The sequence below is a fragment of the Serratia sp. PL7 genome, from assembly GCF_945957435.1.
Genome location: NZ_CAMFLB010000007.1, coordinates 178,924 through 197,634 on the forward strand (window position 1 = coordinate 178,924; position 18,711 = coordinate 197,634).

The 18,711-nt window shown below is 52.1% G+C and carries 17 protein-coding genes; 11 read left to right on the forward strand and 6 right to left on the reverse strand.

Going from position 1 to position 18,711, the window contains the following annotated elements:
• Window positions 1–41: 41 nt before the first annotated feature.
• Together iscR and trmJ are read right to left on the reverse strand one after the other, a co-directional pair.
• On the reverse strand, window positions 42–536 hold the full coding sequence (iscR, locus tag N6G83_RS26935; protein WP_021178861.1) for a Fe-S cluster assembly transcriptional regulator IscR: 495 nt from the start codon (window positions 534–536) through the stop codon (window positions 42–44).
• Between the two features lie 195 nt (window positions 537–731).
• The gene (gene trmJ / locus N6G83_RS26940) at window positions 732–1,466 is read right to left on the reverse strand and encodes a tRNA (cytosine(32)/uridine(32)-2'-O)-methyltransferase TrmJ (protein WP_074029470.1); all 735 of its coding nucleotides are present in this window, start codon (window positions 1,464–1,466) and stop codon (window positions 732–734) included.
• 117 nt (window positions 1,467–1,583) lie between these two features.
• Here trmJ and suhB point away from each other — a divergent pair, with 117 nt between their 5' ends.
• Window positions 1,584–2,387 (forward strand): inositol-1-monophosphatase, encoded by an 804-nt coding sequence (gene suhB, locus N6G83_RS26945; protein ID WP_021178863.1) that lies wholly within the window; start codon window positions 1,584–1,586, stop codon window positions 2,385–2,387.
• Between the two features lie 51 nt (window positions 2,388–2,438).
• Here suhB and N6G83_RS26950 read toward each other — a convergent pair whose 3' ends face one another.
• Complete coding sequence (locus N6G83_RS26950) at window positions 2,439–3,461, reverse strand: nickel/cobalt transporter (protein WP_211134439.1); 1,023 nt, start codon at window positions 3,459–3,461, stop codon at window positions 2,439–2,441.
• Complete coding sequence (locus N6G83_RS26955; RefSeq protein WP_370572216.1) at window positions 3,452–4,084, reverse strand: DUF1007 family protein; 633 nt, start codon at window positions 4,082–4,084, stop codon at window positions 3,452–3,454. The genes N6G83_RS26950 and N6G83_RS26955 overlap by 10 nt, the downstream gene beginning before the upstream one ends.
• A 180-nt stretch (window positions 4,085–4,264) precedes the next feature.
• Here N6G83_RS26955 and csiE point away from each other — a divergent pair, with 180 nt between their 5' ends.
• Entirely contained in the window at window positions 4,265–5,530 is a 1,266-nt protein-coding gene (gene csiE / locus N6G83_RS26960; RefSeq protein ID WP_211134440.1) for a stationary phase inducible protein CsiE, read from the forward strand.
• On the opposite strand, the gene N6G83_RS26965 is transcribed toward csiE, so the two are convergent.
• Both N6G83_RS26965 and glyA read right to left on the reverse strand, forming a co-directional pair.
• On the reverse strand, window positions 5,527–6,678 hold the full coding sequence (locus N6G83_RS26965) for a 3-phenylpropionate MFS transporter (RefSeq protein ID WP_074029474.1): 1,152 nt from the start codon (window positions 6,676–6,678) through the stop codon (window positions 5,527–5,529). The genes csiE and N6G83_RS26965 overlap by 4 nt on opposite strands.
• A gap of 160 nt (window positions 6,679–6,838) precedes the next feature.
• Window positions 6,839–8,092 (reverse strand): serine hydroxymethyltransferase, encoded by a 1,254-nt coding sequence (gene glyA, locus N6G83_RS26970; protein WP_024529358.1) that lies wholly within the window; start codon window positions 8,090–8,092, stop codon window positions 6,839–6,841.
• Between the two features lie 466 nt (window positions 8,093–8,558).
• On the opposite strand from glyA, the gene hmpA reads away from it, so the two are divergent.
• The 9 genes from hmpA (at window position 8,559) to N6G83_RS27015 (ending at window position 18,705) form a co-directional block, all read left to right on the forward strand.
• Complete coding sequence (gene hmpA / locus N6G83_RS26975) at window positions 8,559–9,749, forward strand: NO-inducible flavohemoprotein (RefSeq protein ID WP_211134441.1); 1,191 nt, start codon at window positions 8,559–8,561, stop codon at window positions 9,747–9,749.
• Between the two features lie 421 nt (window positions 9,750–10,170).
• Window positions 10,171–10,956: a DUF4123 domain-containing protein gene (locus N6G83_RS26980; protein WP_211134442.1), complete on the forward strand. Its 786-nt coding sequence runs from the start codon at window positions 10,171–10,173 to the stop codon at window positions 10,954–10,956.
• Window positions 10,957–10,966: 10 nt separating this feature from the next.
• Window positions 10,967–15,832 carry an RHS repeat-associated core domain-containing protein gene (locus tag N6G83_RS26985; RefSeq protein WP_260524061.1) on the forward strand — a complete coding sequence of 1,622 codons (4,866 nt, stop codon included), beginning with the start codon at window positions 10,967–10,969 and terminating at the stop codon, window positions 15,830–15,832.
• Window positions 15,832–16,314, forward strand: a complete 483-nt coding sequence (locus N6G83_RS26990; protein ID WP_211134444.1) for a pentapeptide repeat-containing protein — start codon at window positions 15,832–15,834, stop codon at window positions 16,312–16,314. The genes N6G83_RS26985 and N6G83_RS26990 overlap by 1 nt, the downstream gene beginning before the upstream one ends.
• Window positions 16,315–16,425: 111 nt before the next feature.
• Window positions 16,426–16,848 carry an RHS repeat domain-containing protein gene (locus tag N6G83_RS26995; protein ID WP_211134457.1) on the forward strand — a complete coding sequence of 141 codons (423 nt, stop codon included), beginning with the start codon at window positions 16,426–16,428 and terminating at the stop codon, window positions 16,846–16,848.
• Window positions 16,832–17,179 carry a hypothetical protein gene (locus tag N6G83_RS27000; protein ID WP_211134445.1) on the forward strand — a complete coding sequence of 116 codons (348 nt, stop codon included), beginning with the start codon at window positions 16,832–16,834 and terminating at the stop codon, window positions 17,177–17,179. Before N6G83_RS26995 ends, N6G83_RS27000 begins: the two co-directional genes overlap by 17 nt.
• On the forward strand, window positions 17,179–17,583 hold the full coding sequence (locus tag N6G83_RS27005) for a hypothetical protein (protein ID WP_211134446.1): 405 nt from the start codon (window positions 17,179–17,181) through the stop codon (window positions 17,581–17,583). Before N6G83_RS27000 ends, N6G83_RS27005 begins: the two co-directional genes overlap by 1 nt.
• A gap of 314 nt (window positions 17,584–17,897) precedes the next feature.
• Window positions 17,898–18,197, forward strand: a complete 300-nt coding sequence (locus N6G83_RS27010; protein WP_211134447.1) for a hypothetical protein — start codon at window positions 17,898–17,900, stop codon at window positions 18,195–18,197.
• A gap of 223 nt (window positions 18,198–18,420) precedes the next feature.
• Window positions 18,421–18,705 carry a hypothetical protein gene (locus N6G83_RS27015; RefSeq protein WP_248006575.1) on the forward strand — a complete coding sequence of 95 codons (285 nt, stop codon included), beginning with the start codon at window positions 18,421–18,423 and terminating at the stop codon, window positions 18,703–18,705.
• Window positions 18,706–18,711 lie beyond the last annotated feature (6 nt).

Below are 18,711 nucleotides of genomic sequence, written 5' to 3' on the forward strand. Positions count from 1 at the left end.
GTACATCACTTCCAAAAACCAATAAATTAGTCGTCAGCTGCTTATGCGCGCAGATTAACGTTGATCGTTTCTTGCAGACGACCGTTGGCCGTGCGGCGCGTATCACTATTTTGACGGTCTGCCACGTCCAGCACTTCCTGGTTGTTCACCAGTTCGGCCAGCGTAATATTGTTCAAGAACCCGCTGATGCGCTCGCTCAGATCGCGCCACAGGGTATGGGTCAGGCAACGATCGCCTCCCTGGCAGCCTTCTTTACCCTGGCAACGGGTTGCGTCTACTGATTCGTCGACTGCGGAAATCACCGCACCTACGGCGATAGCGTCCGCGTCTTTGCCCAACAGGTAACCACCGCCTGGCCCACGCACGCTGGCCACCAGGCCATTCTTACGCAGACGGGAAAACAGTTGTTCCAGATAAGAGAGCGAGATACCTTGGCGTTCGGAAATATCCGCCAGTGGTACCGGCCCTTCCTGGGAGTGTAATGCCACGTCGAGCATGGCAGTTACTGCATAACGGCCTTTGGATGTCAGTCTCATAGCTAATTGGTTACCTGTTGGTCAAACATGGGCCAAATTCTGACATTCCCGAGTAAATCAGTCAACTATTTAACCTACTAATTTACTCAAGTATTCGTGCTTTTCGTGCGCTTTGCTATCCGATGTATATAAAATACACCTTATAACCCACAGATAAGCAATACTATCTTGCCTAACTGCGGGCGACAGCAAAAATTAATTACCTTGCTGTTTATCCTGTTTCTCGATCGAGGTCAGCATACCACGCAAGATATTCAGCTCCTGCGCTTCCGGGCGTGCTCGGGCAAACAGGCGGCGTAAACGGTTCATCACCTGCCCAGGATGGGCGGCGCGGATAAAGCCGGTGCGCACCAGCGTCTGCTCCAGATGCTGATAGAAGCGTTCAATATCATCCACCAGAGGATACGGCGACTCTTCCACCGGTGTGGTCTCTGCCTGCTGGCGATCGAGGAAGGCAACGCGGACCTCATACGCCAGGATTTGCACCGCCATGGCCAGATTCAGCGAGCTGTAATCCGGGTTGGCAGGAATGGCGACATGATAATGGCATTTCTGTAATTCGTCATTGGTTAGCCCAACGCGTTCACGGCCAAAGACCAACGCGACCGGCCCCTGCTCGCCTTCCTGTACCGCGCGCACGCCACATTCGCGAGGTTCCAGCATCGGCCATGGGAGGGTGCGCGAACGAGCGCTAGTGCCCACCACCAAGCGGCAACCCGCAATGGCTTCATCAAAGGTATCGACAATCGTGGCGTTGCCAATCACATCGCTGGCGCCAGCGGCCAGGGCGATCGCCTGAGAATCGGGTTTCACCAGCGGATTGACCAGATAAAGGTTGGTTAACCCCATGGTTTTCATGGCACGGGCAGTAGAGCCCATGTTGCCAGTATGAGAAGTTTCAACCAGAACAATGCGGATATTGTGCAGCATACAAACTCTGAGCGTTGCGGAAAATCGTAGCATCCTAACACAGTCGTAGGTATTTTGCCGAACACCTGCTATACTTCGCGCCGTTTCCTGTTCTTTAACATCCTGTGGAAGATACCCATGCATCCGATGCTGACTATCGCCGTGCGCGCTGCGCGCAAGGCTGGCAACCTGATTGCCAAAAATTACGAGACTCCAGACGCTGTAGAAGCGACACAAAAAGGTTCTAACGACTTTGTCACTAACGTCGATCGCGAGGCTGAGCGTCTGATCATCGAAATCATCCGTAAATCTTACCCGAAACACACCGTTATTGGTGAAGAGTGCGGTGAGTTAACCGGTGAAGATCAGGATGTACAATGGGTGATTGATCCACTGGATGGCACCGCCAACTTCATCAAACGTCTTCCACACTTCTCCGTTTCCATCGCCGTACGCATTAAAGGCCGTACCGAAGTGGCCGTGGTTTACGATCCAATGCGCAACGAACTGTTCACCGCCACCCGTGGCCAGGGCGCACAGCTCAATGGTTACCGTCTGCGCGGCACCAATGCCAAAGATCTGGATGGCACCATCCTGGCGACCGGCTTCCCGTTCAAAGTCAAACAGCACGCACCGGCTTACATCAACGTACTGGGCAAACTGTTCACCCAATGTGCCGATTTCCGTCGTACCGGTTCCGCCGCGCTGGATCTGGCCTACGTTGCCGCTGGCCGCGTTGATGGTTTCTTTGAGATTGGTCTGAAGCCTTGGGACTTTGCTGCTGGCGAACTGCTGGTACGTGAGTCTGGTGGCTTGGTCACCGACTTTGTTGGCGGGCATAACCACTTCAGCTCTGGCAACGTGGTTGCCGGTAACCCGCGCGTGGTGAAAGCATTGCTTTCCAACATGCGTGAAGAACTGAGCGAAGCGCTGAAGCGTTAAGAACTCAGATGAAAATCAAGGCGCTGCATTTGCAGCGCTTTTTTTATGTCATCAACGGGCAAAAGGCCGTATCCCGCCACCAAATTCCGGCTGAGCGCTGACGTACAGCAGCACACCGGCAAACAGCAGAATTAACCCTCCGGCTAACGCCAACGCCCCCCAAGCAACCGCACTCCAGGCCGCCGGTGCGCGCTGACGGCTGATGCGTATCGCCAGCTTACGGCTGTAATGCACCAACAGCGCCAACCCGGAAATCGTGATCGAGGTACCCAGTGCCATGGCCAGTGCCGACAACACGCCCCAGGTAAAAACGCCGATCACCTTGGAAAACAGCAAGACCAAGATTGCCCCGGAGCAAGGCCGAAGCCCCATTGCCAGCACAATCGCCGTTTTGGTACGCCAATCATTGCCAGCTTTCAGTTCCTCATCGCTCGGCAAATGCCGGTGGCCACAACCACAATTCGCGCTATGTACATGATCGGCAGGCAGAGGCTGCAAGCTGTTGATGCGCAGCGCAGGCCGAGGCCGCATGGCTTTCACCGCCATAAACAAGCGCTTTAACGCCCGCCAACTGAGCAAGACACCGAGCAGGATCACCAGAATAAAACTGCCCTTCTCCAGCCAGAAACTACTTTGATGCAACTGCCGGGAAGAAAGTTGCAGCACCACCAGCACTAGCGTGACCAGGACGATCGCGACCAATCCCTGCACCACGGAGGCGGCAAACGTCAGCTTCAGGCTGCTTTTCAACCGTGCCGGGTGGGTAGCCAGATAGGTGGCGATCACCACTTTACCGTGGCCCGGCCCCAGGGCATGCAACACACCATAACCTAAACTGAACAGCATCAGCGCCACTCCCGCTTGCTGGGGAGCCGCCTTGACCTGTTGCAGCAAGGCCGCCATTTCCTGATGTAGCCCTTTCTGCCACACCACGCTTTGCATCAACAGCTGCGGCCAGTAATGCCAAACCCAATGACCCACCGCTGCCAGTAGAATAAAGAACAGCAACAACGGCCACAGGCTGAAGGCCCAATGGCGCTGAGGTTTGCTGGTCTTGCTGAGGTTTACTGACATGTTAACGTCACCCGCTGGGCAAACTGTTGCCCTAATGCCATATCTTCACCGGGCGAGTCGTTCTTATCGAGAGACAATGCGTAGGCTTGTAATGACGAATCGGGCTTTGGTGTCATCAGGCTGAATTTGCACTGCTTTGCCATTTCTGGCGGCAGATGCAACGCCTTTTGATCCTGATAGGTCATGTCCACAAAATAGGTGGGATCGTAGGTGGCAATCTCAAAGGGTTTCCCCACCAGCGGCTGCGGCTCCGCCAGCGGCAACACAAATTCCAGCACGGCTTTATGGCCCTGCCGGGATAGATGGTATTCGGTTGGCAGGTTGAGGTATTTCACCGGTTTGCCTGCGCGGTAAATATCGGTGAAATAGTGCTGCCCGAGGACGTTAGCCATCACTTCCGCCGCCAGTTTTTTCCAGACTTCTGAATCGCTGTTGGCATTTTCTGCGTCATACAGTAGATCCGCCGAGGTGATCTCATCCATTACCCAAACCATTTTTAAACCGGTCAGCTTCTGATCCTTAGCCACAAAGGTGGTGTTCATATCGATAAAACTGTGTGGGTGGGCCAGTGCCCCCATGCTGATCATCATTACCAAGCAGGCCACCAGGGCGCGGAGTTTCATCCTCCAAGCATACTTTTTATTGTTATAATATAACATCAACAAAACCTCAACCGGCGTTAACAAGCCGAATAACTGTGACGAAAGTAGTAAGCCGAAGTAAAAGCAGGGGTAACTGCCACGCCCCGCAGAGCCTTTTGCTATGCTTAAACATAATTTAAACACGACCTGCCAGAAGGTGATATGAGCCTGGAGACTTCTTCTGCGCCTGAGTTCTCCGGTCAACAACGGCGCTGTCATTTACTGCTGATGCTGTATGCGCCAGTACCCTCGGTACAACTGGAAACAATCGGCCAAATCAACGGCGTAGACATGCTCATTACCCGGCAAGATATAGCCGAGGTTGCCAGCGAGATCCAGCATTTCCATCATCTGGAAATCAGCGGCGATCCCGACGAAGGCTACCAGATCCAGGGCAGCGCGCTGGATCTTCGCTTGTGTCTGCTCCAATGGCTACGGCGAGCCTTGCGTTGCAGCCCTGAGTTTGTCGAACAACACTTTGGCCCTCAGTTTCAGCGGGCGATGCAACTTCAGCACCAACAGCTTCCGGCACTGGAATTGTGCATCAACCAATGTGAACAGCGCCTTAACCGCCGTTTTGAACAGCGTGACCGACTGTTTTTGCAACACTATCTTTGTTATTGCGTCTGGGCTAGCCAGCATCAGCGCCATCCTCAATTTGATCGCCGCCAGCATGAGTGGCTGCAAAGCAAGCCAGAGCACCTGGCAGCAGCGGAACTGCATCAAGCGCTGAATCAGCTATTTGGCCAGCCCGGTGATAGTAGAGAATGCGACTTCCTGGCGTTGATGTTTACCCTGCTGAAAAGTCACAGCTACCAGAGCAGCGATTCGCCAGAGGACCAACGCCTGATGGCGGCCATTGGGCAGGTGGTGGAACGCTTCCAGCAGATCTCCGGCATGCATTTCAGCAGCCAGGAGGGGTTAATCAGCCAGCTGTTTGCCCATTTGGCCCCTGCCGTGGAACGCTGCCGGTTTGCTATCGGCATCGACAATACGCTACTGGAAGAGGTAGTCCGTAAATATCCCCGTCTGATGCGCACCACGCAGGAGGCGTTAGCGCCGTTTGAACAGGAATATGGGATTCAATTTTCGCGGGAAGAAGCCGGGCTAGTGGCGATCAGCTTTGGTGCCTGGTTGATGCAGGGCAACGCGCTGCATGAAAAGCAGATACTGTTGCTGACGCTGGATAACCCGCAGTTGGAAGAAGAAGTGGAATATCAGATCCGCGAACTGACGCTATTGCCGTTGAACATCAAATATCAGCCATTGCACGACTACCTGCTTGCTGGTGCACCACAAGGGATTACGCTGGTGATTAGCCCCTACGCCACACCGAGCCAGGAGCAACCACCCATACTGATTATTACCGAACTGCCGCTGGAGCGTCAGCAGCGCAAGGCGATCCGTGCGCTGCTGGAAAGCCCTTAACGGCTATTGCTAACCGCCACCGCCGGTGGGCGAATAAACAACGCTGGCACCACCACTGCAACCATCACCCAAAACACTCCGCCCTGATAGTGCTCGAACAGGAAGCCCGCCACCACGGTCATAACGGCAATTCCACCGCCCATTGCCAGCGCCGAATAAACCGCCTGCAGACGGATGACTTCCGCCCCCTGACGCGCCGCAATAAAGCGCATTGCCGCCAGATGGCAGACCGTGAAGGTACCACAGTGCAGCACCTGCACCAGCAACAGCCAGCCGATTTCTGTCGTGGTTGCCATCAAGCCCCAACGCAGCAGGCCACATACGGCGGAAAGTAACAGCAGATTACGCGCGTTCCAGCGGCGGAACAGGAAATTGCTGCTGGCAAAGATAACCACTTCTGCGACCACGCCCAAAGACCACAGGTAGCCAATAGTTGCCGCAGAGTAACCCGCCTCTTCCCAATAGATGGAGGCAAAGCTGTAATAACCGGCATGTGCCCCTTGCAACAGCGTCACACACAGCAGAAAACGCCAGACAGGTCCTTCGCTGAGCAGTTCACGCCAGGAGCGGCTGGGTTCATTCTGCGCCCGAGCCTCACCTTGTGGCAGCACGCTCGGTTTCAGCAACATGCCCACCAGCATCGCCAAAATGCTGACCAACAGGCTGATCAATATCGCATTATGGCCCCAAACGGACACCAGCTTACCGGTTAACGCCGAACCGATCACAAAGGCCAGCGATCCCCACAGCCGCACCCGGCCATAGTCCAGAGTGATCTGCCGTTGCCAGGTGGCAGCCAACGCATCGGTCAGCGGAACCAACGGGGAGAAGAACAGGTTAAAACCGGCGATCACCAGCATCAGCCAGGCCCAGCCATTACCGAAACAGAAACCGACGGCAAACGCCAAGGAGAGTAATGCCAACAAACGCAACGCGGTGATTAAATATGAGGGATCTTTAACGCGTGGAGCAATCAGCAAGCTACCCAGGAAGCGCGCTACCAGGCCAGCGCCGAGCAAGATACCGATGGTTTCAGGCGGTATGCCCTCACCTTTTAACCAAACGCTCCAAAACGGTAGATAGATGCCATAAGAAAAGAAGTACGTGAAATAACTGAGAGCGAGCCAACGCGTTGATTGCAGAACCATGTTCCCTCCAGGATGAGGGCAATACTTTGACAGAGCTCACACCTTGCAGCAATCTTCATTCATGCTCAAAGGGCTAGAGTGCAAAGCAGTTCACAGTTTCGCTGCAACAACGCTAAAAAAACCCGCCGAGGCGGGTTTATCTGCAAACCAATCGAAGTACTTAGGCGTAAACCGGGAAACGAGCGCAGATATCCAGCACTTTCTTCTTGGTACGTTCGATGGTGGCTTCGTCGTTCAGGTTATCGAGCACGTCACAAATCCAGCCAGCCAGCTCACGCACTTCGGCTTCTTTAAAGCCACGGCGAGTCACCGCTGGAGTCCCCAGACGGATGCCAGAAGTCACAAACGGGCTCTTCGGATCGTTTGGCACGCTGTTCTTGTTAACGGTGATGTTGGCACGACCCAACGCGGCATCGGCTTCTTTACCGGTCAGGTTCTTATCTACCAGATCCAGCAGGAACAGGTGGTTGTAGGTGCCGCCGGAAACCACTTTGTAACCGCGCTCCAGGAACACTTTCACCATCGCTTTGGCGTTATCGGCCACTTGCTGCTGGTAAACCTTGAACTCAGGCTCCATCGCTTCTTTCAACGCTACCGCTTTACCCGCGATCACGTGCATCAGCGGGCCGCCTTGGCCACCAGGGAAGACGGCAGAGTTCAGCTTCTTATACAGCTCTTCATCACCACCTTTGGCCAAGATCAGGCCGCCACGCGGACCCGCCAGCGTTTTGTGGGTGGTGGTGGTCACGACGTGGGCATGAGGAACCGGGTTCGGGTAAACGCCAGCGGCAATCAGGCCCGCCACGTGTGCCATATCCACGAACAGGTAAGCGCCGATGCTGTCAGCGATTTCACGCATTTTGGCCCAATCAACCACACCGGAGAAGGCCGAGAAGCCGCCGATGATCATTTTTGGTTTGTGGGTCTGCGCCTGTTTGGCCAGATCGTTATAGTCAATCTGCCCGGTTTCGTCGATGCCGTAAGGCACCACGTTATACAGCTTACCGGACAGGTTCACCGGTGAACCGTGCGTCAGGTGGCCGCCATGTGCCAGGTTCATCCCCAGGATGGTGTCGCCCGGCTGCAGCAGTGCGGTATAAACGGCAAAGTTAGCCTGGGAACCTGAGTGTGGTTGCACGTTGGCATAGTCGGCACCGAACAGCTCTTTGGCGCGATCGATCGCCAGTTGCTCAACGATATCAACGTATTCGCAACCGCCGTAGTAACGCTTGCCCGGATAGCCTTCTGCGTATTTGTTGGTCAGTTGGGAACCCTGAGCCTGCATCACGCGCGGGCTGGTATAGTTCTCAGACGCAATCAGCTCAATGTGCTCTTCCTGACGCACCACTTCCTGCTCCATTGCATGCCACAGTTCGGCATCATAATCAGCAATGTTCATTTCACGCTTTAACATCCGGCATCTCCTGACTGAAATCAGCTAGCTTTCCCCTATGGATTTCATGCTGCAGCTAGGCGACAAGCTATCTCATCCCCAGGAGCTTACTTTTCGTAAGTGACTGGGGTGTGATAGTGCAGGTAACAACGCTGCAGCTTGAAAGACGACGGGGATAATTTTACCCATATGGTTCTGGGCCACAGTGTAAACCGTTTCGGCCTATCGAAGATAGGTCTTGACAGAGGTTTTTACGCAAACGATTGGCATCAGGTGGCGTAAGGCTTTGAACCCTTAAAGGTCACATTTTGGCAACGGAGTTTTACTCATCAACAAAATGCGCTTTTTTCATGTTCTGTGAAGACGATCGACGGTTAACAACCCCGCAACAATAACAGGGATATTTACAAGCACGGGGTAATTTTATAAGATGCATTTAAAATACATCTACTAAATGACCATAAAAACATCCCCAAGGAGCCTCACCATGCTGGATAGTCAAACCATCGCCACCGTTAAATCTACCATCCCTCTATTAGCCGAAACCGGCCCCAAACTGACCGCCCACTTCTACGATCGCATGTTTGCTCATAACCCTGAATTGAAAGATATTTTCAATATGAGCAACCAGCGTAACGGCGATCAGCGCCAGGCGTTGTTCGATGCTATCTGCGCTTACGCCAGCAATCTGGAAAACCTGGCCGCCCTGCTGCCTGCGGTAGAACGCATTGCCCAGAAGCACGCCAGCTTCAATATCCAGCCCGATCAGTATCAGATTGTCGGCCACCACCTGTTAGCCACGTTGGACGAAATGCTCAGCCCTGGCCAGGAAGTGCTTAATGCCTGGGGAAAAGCTTACGGAGTGCTGGCCAACGTGTTTATTCAGCGTGAAGGCCAGATCTATCAGGAAACGGAAAAGAGTGACGGTGGCTGGCGTGATTTGCGTGCCTTCCGCATCGTGAAAAAACAGCCGCAGAGTGAGGTGATATCCAGCTTTGTACTGGCTCCAGTAGACGGTGGCCGCGTGGCCGATTACCAACCAGGCCAGTATCTGGCGGTCTATATTAACGATGGCAGCCTGCAACATCAGGAGATCCGCCAGTATTCACTCACCACCGCATCGAACGGGGAATATTACCGTATCGCGGTCAAACGTGAGGAACAGGGCGCCGTTTCCAACTTCCTGCATCAGCAGGCCAAAGAAGGCGATATTATTCATCTCGCGGCACCACACGGCGATTTCTTCCTGCAGGTGGAACCTACTACACCGGTGGCATTAATCTCGGCAGGCGTTGGCCAAACGCCAATGCTGGGGATGCTTAACACCCTGCACGACAATCAGCATCCTGCCAACATCCACTGGCTGCATGCAGCAGAAAACGGTTCAGTGCATGCTTTTGCCGACGAAGTGGCGGATATCGCCGGGCGCATGCCTAATCTGAGCCGTCATGTCTGGTACCGTGAACCTAATGCCGATGATGTGCAGGGCCGCGATTATCACAGCCAGGGCCTGATGGATCTGAGCGCATTGCGTAGCGAGTTGAGCGATCCGCAAATGCATTACTACTTCTGTGGTCCGGTGCCGTTTATGCAGCACGTGGGTAAGCAGTTGCTGGCGATGGGCGTGGAGGCCGAACGTATCCACTACGAATGCTTCGGCCCGCATAAGGTGCTGTAAGGCTCTAGTCTCTTGGTAACATTATCAGGTGCGAATGTTATTGATTAATTTGCGTGCCAAGTGCGGGTGCCGAAGAAACGGTGCCCGCGATAATAATCAATGATATTGTCAGTTTGAGCTCAATCTAAAATCTACAATTTCCTTAATGTTATTCCCCTTTTCGCTATCGTTTTTAATCCGACACTGTGGTAAATCTACGCCCCATTGATAAGGACTTTGCATGGAGCGCAAGGATGATCCAGCTTTCAGCACCTCGCTGTATTTTCGCCAGTAATCTGATCCACCACTCTCGCCATACTCCCGTCAGGCTAATACCTTTTTTGGCAGCCTTACCTGCTCATTCACGTTGTTAATTATGGAAAGTGTACGTTGAACGCATCAGTGGACTCACTATTTGCGTCATCTTCAAGGAGGTACAGAGATGCAACAGACCTTACAGGACTGGGTAAGAGAAACGACGGGCACACAGTTATACGCAGTCCTGGCCAACACCCATGGCGCGCAAGGCATCAAAGCCTATTACCGTGAGGACGGCAGCCGCACGCCGTACGGGCTTTACGCCAACACACCCTATGCCAACTGGTTTGAAGTGATGCCGGTGCTGGTGCAGCTTAACGAAGGCAGCCCATTCTTACGCTGGGTGGCAGATACCCCTTTACGCAACTGGGGCTGGCTGGCACGTTCACCGTTGCCACAGGCTGCCCTGGCGGCCCACCTTGCCGGTTTGACGCAGGTGATTATGCCCAGCGGCAAAGCGGTGTTTTTCCGCTATTGGGATGGGCGTTATCTGCCAGCTTACCTGCGCTACTTTGGCGATGAGTGGCGCACTATCCTGCCGGTGTTCTCCGATTACTGGGTGAACGGCGAGGGTTTTACCTGCCCGATAGATCCTTCCGCGCAGGCCCAGATTAGCCCCTGGTGGCAGGTGCCCCAAGGGATGGTGGATGCACTGCTGGATGAAGATCCGGAGCCGCTGATCGCCAACCAGTTGACCTGGCTGCGCGAGAATGAGTTTGAACTCTATCAAGCCGTGCCGGAACCGGTGTTGCGCCAGATTGCGTTGCGGCTTTACCCACAGGTCTGGCAACAGACACCAGATCCGAAGAAGCGAACCGCCCGGTTGTCCCTGGCTCTGGTAGACGCACTGAGCCGCCGTACCAATCCGTTCGAGGTGATCACCCTCAACGTTTCCTCTTTTCGACCGTGAGTAATGGACTATGACGACCGAATATATTGCGAGTATTGACAATGCCTTACTGGGCTTCAAAAACAAGACCCTGCTGACCAAAGATTATCGGCAGGCTGTCAAGGAGTGGGCCGTCGCCAGCAAGCTTTCCGGCCTAATCGGTGGGCCGACGCTGGAGATGGAAAAAACCCTACGGCTCAACAATAACAAAACCGTGGCCTCTGAAGATGAGCGTAGTTTCGAGAGCACTGTGGTTACCTGCCCGAAAAACGGTGAGATCAGAGTGGCCCTCGCCTATGAGTCCACGTTTGAACTGCCCATCCCCGATGTGACTATCGAGGTCTATGAAAATACCAATAAGGATAAGTACACCTTGGTGGGGACGAAGCAAACCGATGAACAAGGTGTGGCGCTCTTTCCTGATCTTACCGCTGGCAAAAAATACCGTGTTATCGCCACTGACAACCAAATGAAACAGCACAACGACCAGATGCTGCAAGCCTATGACGGCTTGATGCTGGATATGCACAGCGCCCTATCGACGCAATGGTTAACGTACAAACCGCAGTGGCAAAAAGATAAGCTTGCTGAGGAGTTGTGGGGGGCCCTAAGAAAGGGAATATACGCCGGTTTGTTCTCCATGTGGGATGATATCAAGCTGGCCTTCCATGTGGCGACCAATGCAAAAGAGTACGGCCAGAAAATCTATTCGGAAGCCAGCAAGTACAAAGATCTCATTCCCGAACTGGATGAGCAAGACCTGGAGTCACTGCTGAAGGGCAGCATGCAGATGACCCGTGAGTTGCTGGCGCTGTTTAATGACGAAGCTGCGTTGTATCTGCTTATGCGCTCGGTGGAACTGCAAGTGTACATGTACCCGTGGGGCACATTGCTGCGACCGGTGGTGGAGGCCGGAGGCTCGCTGATCAGCGATAGCCTGATTGGCCTGGTTATCGGAGCCGTACTGTCCCTGGTGACCGGAGGGTTAGGGGTCGCGTTCCTGGTCTATAAAGTGGGAGCGGCGCTAAAAAAACTGGGTAGTGTGGGGAAACTCATCTGGGATGGGCTCATGACTATCCTGCAAGCAACCGAGAAACTGGCCAAGCATTTCTTTGAAAAAACTCGTGAATGGAACCTCAAGCGTCAGGCCAGTGCCCGGTTGAAACAGGGGCGGAATAACAAAGTACGCGAATCAAACCATGCACAACTGACTGATAATTCAGGCGCGGTGCATAACAGCGCCGCGAAAGATGCGGCAGGCCACTCCACGGTGAACTCGCAGTGCACCCCCGGCAGCGGCTGCCCGGTCTCGCTGATCAACGGCGAAGAGTTGCTTACTCTGGACGATGGGCAACTGATTGGCCTGACGCCCTTTATCTTCCAGCGTCAGTACCGCACCACCGCTGTCGAACGTACGTCTGTATTTGGTTTTGGCTGGAGCCATAGCCTGCAACATCAGGTGGAGTTTATCGGTGATGAACTGCACTGGACCGATCATCAAACCCTCACCACCATTCTGCCATTACCTATCGAAGTTTCCCCAAGCGGGCTTAACTATGTAGCCGGGGCCGCCGCCTATCTGGACGAAGAGCCCGATAGCTACTGCCTGATGGCCGGTAGCATGGAAGGCTGGGTGTTGCATGTGCATCGGGTTACGGGGCAAACGACCGGGCGCATCACCGGCCTTTCACACCGCCAGTTGCGGTTGACCCTGCATTATCACGATGGCTTACCTGTTCGGCTGGAACATCCGGCTGGTGCGGCCTTGCAGTTCAGCTATCAGGAGCTGCCTCAAGGCTGGCGCCTGACGCAGCTGAGCCTGACCCCAGAATCGGGTCGGGAAGAGGCTCTCCACCCGCTGATGACCTATGAGTACGATGAGCGGGGGCAACTGAGTGCCGCTATCAATGCGGCCGGGGAGGCCGAGCGCTATCAGTATCGTGATGATTATGTGTTCAGCCTGCGGCAGTTGGCCGGCGGGGCTGAGTTTTATTGGGAATGGCAAGGGGAAGGCAAACAAGCCCGTGCGGTGCGCCACTGGAGCAACCTGCCTAACCTTGACCAACGTTTTTTGTGGGATGAGCAACCCGGGGCCGTCACCCTGGTCCATCAGGACGGTTCACGGGAGACCTGGCAACATGACACCCGCTTCCGCCGTCTGATCAAGAAAGTCGACCCGGACGGCGCGACCCACCTCAATGAATACGGTGAACGCGGTGAGCTGCTGAGTGAAACCGATCCGTTGGGCAACCGCACCGAATATGACTATAACGGTGAACTGCAGTGCACCTGGGTGCGAACGCCTGACGGACAGGAGACCCAATACCGTTATTCGCGTGGCCGAGTAGTAGAGAAAACCACCTGGAGCCTCGATCAGGAGGACAAGCTCCGTGAACGGTATCGCTACGATACGCAGGGCAACCTGACGGAGGAAACCGATGCATTGGGCAATACCTGCCACTACCTGTGGTCTGCACAAGGGGCACTCAACGAGGTGCAATACCCGGATGGCAGCCGCGAGCGCTTTGTCCGCGATGCGTTTGGCCAGGTGCTGGAACACCATCAGCGCAACGGGCTGACCCACTACTACCGTTACAACCTGCTGGGGCAAGTGATCCGGCACAGCGACAGCCCACTGGACGAGGCCGGGGTCAACGGCACCCGTTATACCTGGAATGCCGCCAACCGGCTGGAGGCTATTCACGCGCATGACGGCACGGTGCGCCACTACCGGTACAACGCCTACGGCAAGGTCACCAATGAGCGTGATGAAAAGGGACTGACCACCCAATACGAATACTATCCAAATTCCCGTTTGGTGAGCCGGGTGATTTACCCCGACCTCAGCCAGGTGGAATACCGTTATGACAGTCCGAAGAGTTTAGTCAGCGACATCATCAACCAGAACGGTGAACACCATCGGTTGGCCTATCACCCCAACGGGTTGGTGAGTGAAGAACACACCGTTGACGGACGCCACTTCCTCTATGACTACGACCTGAACGGGCACCTGACCCAGCGCACCGAGTACGGCACCAGCCAGAGTGAACAGACCGCATTGGTTACCCGCTATGAGCGGGATGCTGCCGGACGACTGGTACGCAAAGTGTTGCCGGACGGCAAGGAAATCAGCTACGCCTACGACACCTTTAACCGCCTGCGGCTGGTGGACGACGGGCAGTGGCCGCTGGCTTACGGTTACGATGAAGTCGGGCGGCTGACGGAAGAGTATCAGGGCTTCGCCAGCCTGTTTTACGGCTACGATAGCGCAGGTAACCTGACACGCCAATGCCTGCCCGACGGCAACATTCTGGCCTACCAGTACCAGCAGGGGCAGGTCTCGCGTATTGCACTCAATGGCCAGGTGCTGAGTGAGCACCAGTATCGCGGTGAGCAGGAAACCCGGCGTATCACCGGCAAGGTGGTGAGCGAGTTTGATTATGACGGACAGCAACGCCTGCGCTATCAACGGGCTACCGCCGTGGTACAGGCAGAAATGGAGGGTGACGCCCCAGACGTAACACCGGTGATGCAGCGCCGCTACGAGTACGACCCGGCAGGCAACCTGACGCAGATCCTCGACCCGCACAAAGGCAACCGGGAATACCGCTACGATAAGCAACATCGCCTGACCGAAGCGCTGCACCACCCGATAGCCTACCCTGAAGCCTTGCCGCAGGCGCTGCGCTGGCGGGGTATCAGTGAACGGTTTACGCACGATGCAGCGGGTAACGTATTGGGGAACGATGCTGCCTCCCGTGGAACACAAGTGCGTGGCAACCTGCTGAAGCAGAAAGGCGATGTGCAGTTCGAATATGACGAGTTTGGCAACCTGACACATGAAGTGCGCAGCAACAAGCCACTGTGGGTGCGGGAGTTCCGTTATGACTGCCAGCACCGGTTGGTGGAGTTCATTGAACAGCGCCAGGGGCAGAAAACCCATTTTGCCTATACCTATGATGCCTTTGGTCGGCGTATCCAAAAGCAGGACCTGCTGGCCCAACGGCCTAATGCCATAACCCGGTTCTTCTGGCAGGGCGAGCGGATGGTGGCAGAATGCGCCGACGATGATAATATCTTTACGGCGGATGACCCAAAACCGGCGCACCTGGCGACCTATAAAAGCTACCTGTACAGCCCCGGTAGCTTTGTGCCGCTGGCGCAGTTACTGGGCAAAGGACGCAAGTCGGAGATTTACTACTACCTGAATGACCATCTGGGCACCCCGCAGGAACTGGTCAACGGCAAAGGACAGATTGCCTGGAGCGCGGCGTACCGCGCCTACGGCAATCTGGCGGTAGCGTTCGTTGAATCTGTGCCGCAACCACTGCGTTTTCAGGGGCAGTACTTCGATGCAGAAAGCGGGTTGCACTATAACCGGCATCGTTATTACTCACCGGAGACCGCAAGGTTTATCACCCCTGACCCTATTGGGCTGGCCGGTGGCCTAAACCAGACGCAGTATGTGCCTAACCCTACTGGGTGGGTGGATCCGCTGGGGTTGACTAGTGTGAAGAGGGGGTGCCCTCCGGACTCAGATATACCGGCTGGGGTGAAGACGGGTGAGCCGGAGATCCCTAAGATCACGCGTGGTGCCGACGTTACACCTGAAGTTATTCACACAGCTTTAAAAGGAGATTCTCTCCAAACAGTACAGGGGATGGTTTCACTCCCTGCTGTTCAACGCTATGTTGACCGATTATTGAAAGGAGACATTGCACCTCCGATCAAAGTTGATGGTAATGTAATCGTTGAGGGTAACCATCGATATGTTGCAGGAAAGGTCGTTGGAGTCCTTCCTGAAATAGGTGCGGGGACATTATCCCCAAGTAATATACCTAGAGTCAAGCCAATGCATGAAACAATAGTTGATCCAACTGATTGGGGCAATAATTAATGTTTATTATTAAATTTGAATCTGGAGAAGTTAAAGTTATCAATGCATCTAGTTTAGAGGGTTTCGATTTCTCTAGCGCATCTTTACATACGGCTATTTTTGAGGGCTATGTATTACGCCAAGCTAATTTTGAAAGCGCCAATTTACGAAGTGCTAACTTCTCCAACTGCGTTCTTGATTTTTCTGACCTTTCCAATTCATTGTTAATGAATGCTAATTTTTTAAATGCATCACTAATTAATTGCAATTTATCAAATGCAAAACTGATGGGAGCTTTTTTTCTTGGTTCAAATATGATTAACGCGAATTTATCTGAGGCTGACTTATTTTGTGTTAACTTTAACAACGCAAAGTTGAGTGGGGCCAACTTATCATCATCAAGAATTGAAACAGCTAGCTTTAATCAAGCTACTTATAATAGGCTTACAATATGGCCTGATAACTTCGATCCTGAAAGCAAAGGTGCATTATTGATTAAATAAAAATTTAAAGCCAGATTACCGGGAATCCGCCCTATCGCACTTCCGGTAACCTAGCCCTAGCAGCTTTGTGCCACTGGCGCAGTTGCTGGGCAAAGGCCAATTTACTACCACCTGAATGACCACCAGGGAACGCCACAGGAACAGGTCAACGGCAAAGGACAGATTGTCTGGAGCGCGGCGTACCGTGCCTACGGCAATCTGGCGGTAGCGTTCGTTGAATCTGTGCCGCAGGCGCTGCGTTTTCAGGGCCAGTACTTCGACGCGGAGAGCGGGCTACACTATAACCGGTATCGTTATTATTCGCCGGAGACAGCCCGATTTATCACCCCTGACCCTATTGGGCTGGCCGGTGGACTGAACCAGACGCAGTATGTGCCTAACCCGACCGGATGGGTGGATCCGCTGGGGCTGGCGAGTGATCCTTGTAAGGAGCTAAGTAATCCTGGTTATCGTACAGAAATTCCTCATGGTTTTAATTCACTTGAGGAATATAATACATTTAAGAAAGTATTGTTAGATGACTTACCCCCCTAATACTGATGTTTATTTCCAAGGTAGCTCAGCAACAGGGTATAAGCACTCGACAGGCGAAAAATTTGATGTTAACCGCAGAAGCGATTTTGATATTGCGATAGTTAACGATGATTTATACTTAGGGGCTTTAAATGCACCAAAAGATAAAAAATTCAAACAAAAAACAGGCCCTCTACGTATAGGGCCACTTACTGATAATCAGGCAGAATATTTGAAGTTAGATGATCTTAGGCTTAAGCTTAGTCAAATATCTGGTAGAGATGTTGAACTCATGCTTTTTGATAATTCAACTGAGGCATTGAGACGACCTTCATTAAAGGTAAATAAATAATGACTACTGAAAATAAAGTTAAAAAATATGACACCCTAGCGATTAAGAGTAATGACATGGCTCTCTATAGTGAGTTATTTTCATCCATGCTAGATATGGAATATACAGAAAGAGAAGGGAGTTACCTAGGAGAACACAATACTTTCGATTTCGATAATAATGGAAAAATAGACATCATTCAAAATATAGAGGGTGAGGAACAGTATGATGAGGATCTGAAAGATTATGGCCTATATGTTCATGTTAGTAATATAGTTGAACAAGATAAATTCATTAAGGAAGCACTGAAAAACAAAGATGTTACACATGTTAGTAGACATGTGTATTCAAGTGATAAGATTTATACTTATAAATTTGATGATGAAAGTGATGAATTTAATTTACTCAGTGAAGAGTTAAGGTGATAAAATAATTAACTACCAACAAAAATCGCCTTGACTGATGCATTAAGTAAACAATTTCACTCAACGCAACTGGTAACATGTAGTGGAATTGAAGCATTGGTAAGGTCCCGCCGGGGTTGATAATTGATAAAAGTCAGATTGCCGTAGGCGCGGTACGCCGCGCTTCAGGCAATCTGACGGTAGCGTTTATTGAGTCCTTTCCACAGTCGCTCATTTTGAATGGGTATTTCCATGATGTAGAAAGCAAGTTGTACTAAAGTCGGTATCGTTATTATTCATCAGAGCTATACTAGCTCAGGAGGACAGTAAGCATTATGGGTCTAGAACTATTTGCTAAAGTAGACAAGATTATTGATGATTTTATAAATAAAATCACTTGTGACTTAATCAATGATTATGACATGGTCTATTCACGTAAAAAGAATATCGGCTTCGTCCACAAAGGTAATTTTTATCAAAATAGCGCCACTCCCCTTTTTTATCTCTCTATGTCTATGGATATTGTCATACTATTCATTTATGGAAACCTGAACGAGCAAAATGTGATCAAAAATAAAATTGAAACGATTTTTGAAAGAAAATGGATTAAATATCAATCTATTGGAGTGCGGTGAGTTTTGATTTAAAAACTACCAATCCCAAAATAACGTCACACTACAAGTGTTCGGCGTCTACATGAAGCACTATAAACTTTATAACTCAACACATCTCAAAAAATATAGAGAAACATAAAATGAATTCAATAGAGCGTATATGTAGAGATCTTGGCTTACCTTGCGGGGATGAGTTCACCCAAGATTGGGCATATGAATTACCTGAGGGATTTCGCACTGAGGAATGGCTGAAAAATATATCTTAACTTACTCAAATTATAGTTACTCTGAATCTGAGCAAGATTTGCTGATGCAATTGATACTTGATGTTACTAATGATTGTTTAAATATGGGAATGGATGCAAATGATGATGTTATCGTTAAAGCATTAGGTTTGCTTTCAAACAATCATCAGAAGCATTTTCAGTTAATTGAATACTGGGCGTTAGATGGAGAACCGCTGGAGGATTGTTTTGCGTTGACTGATAAAGTAAGGGAAATAAAAAACAATAAGTGGCTGAAGTTATAGGGTTCG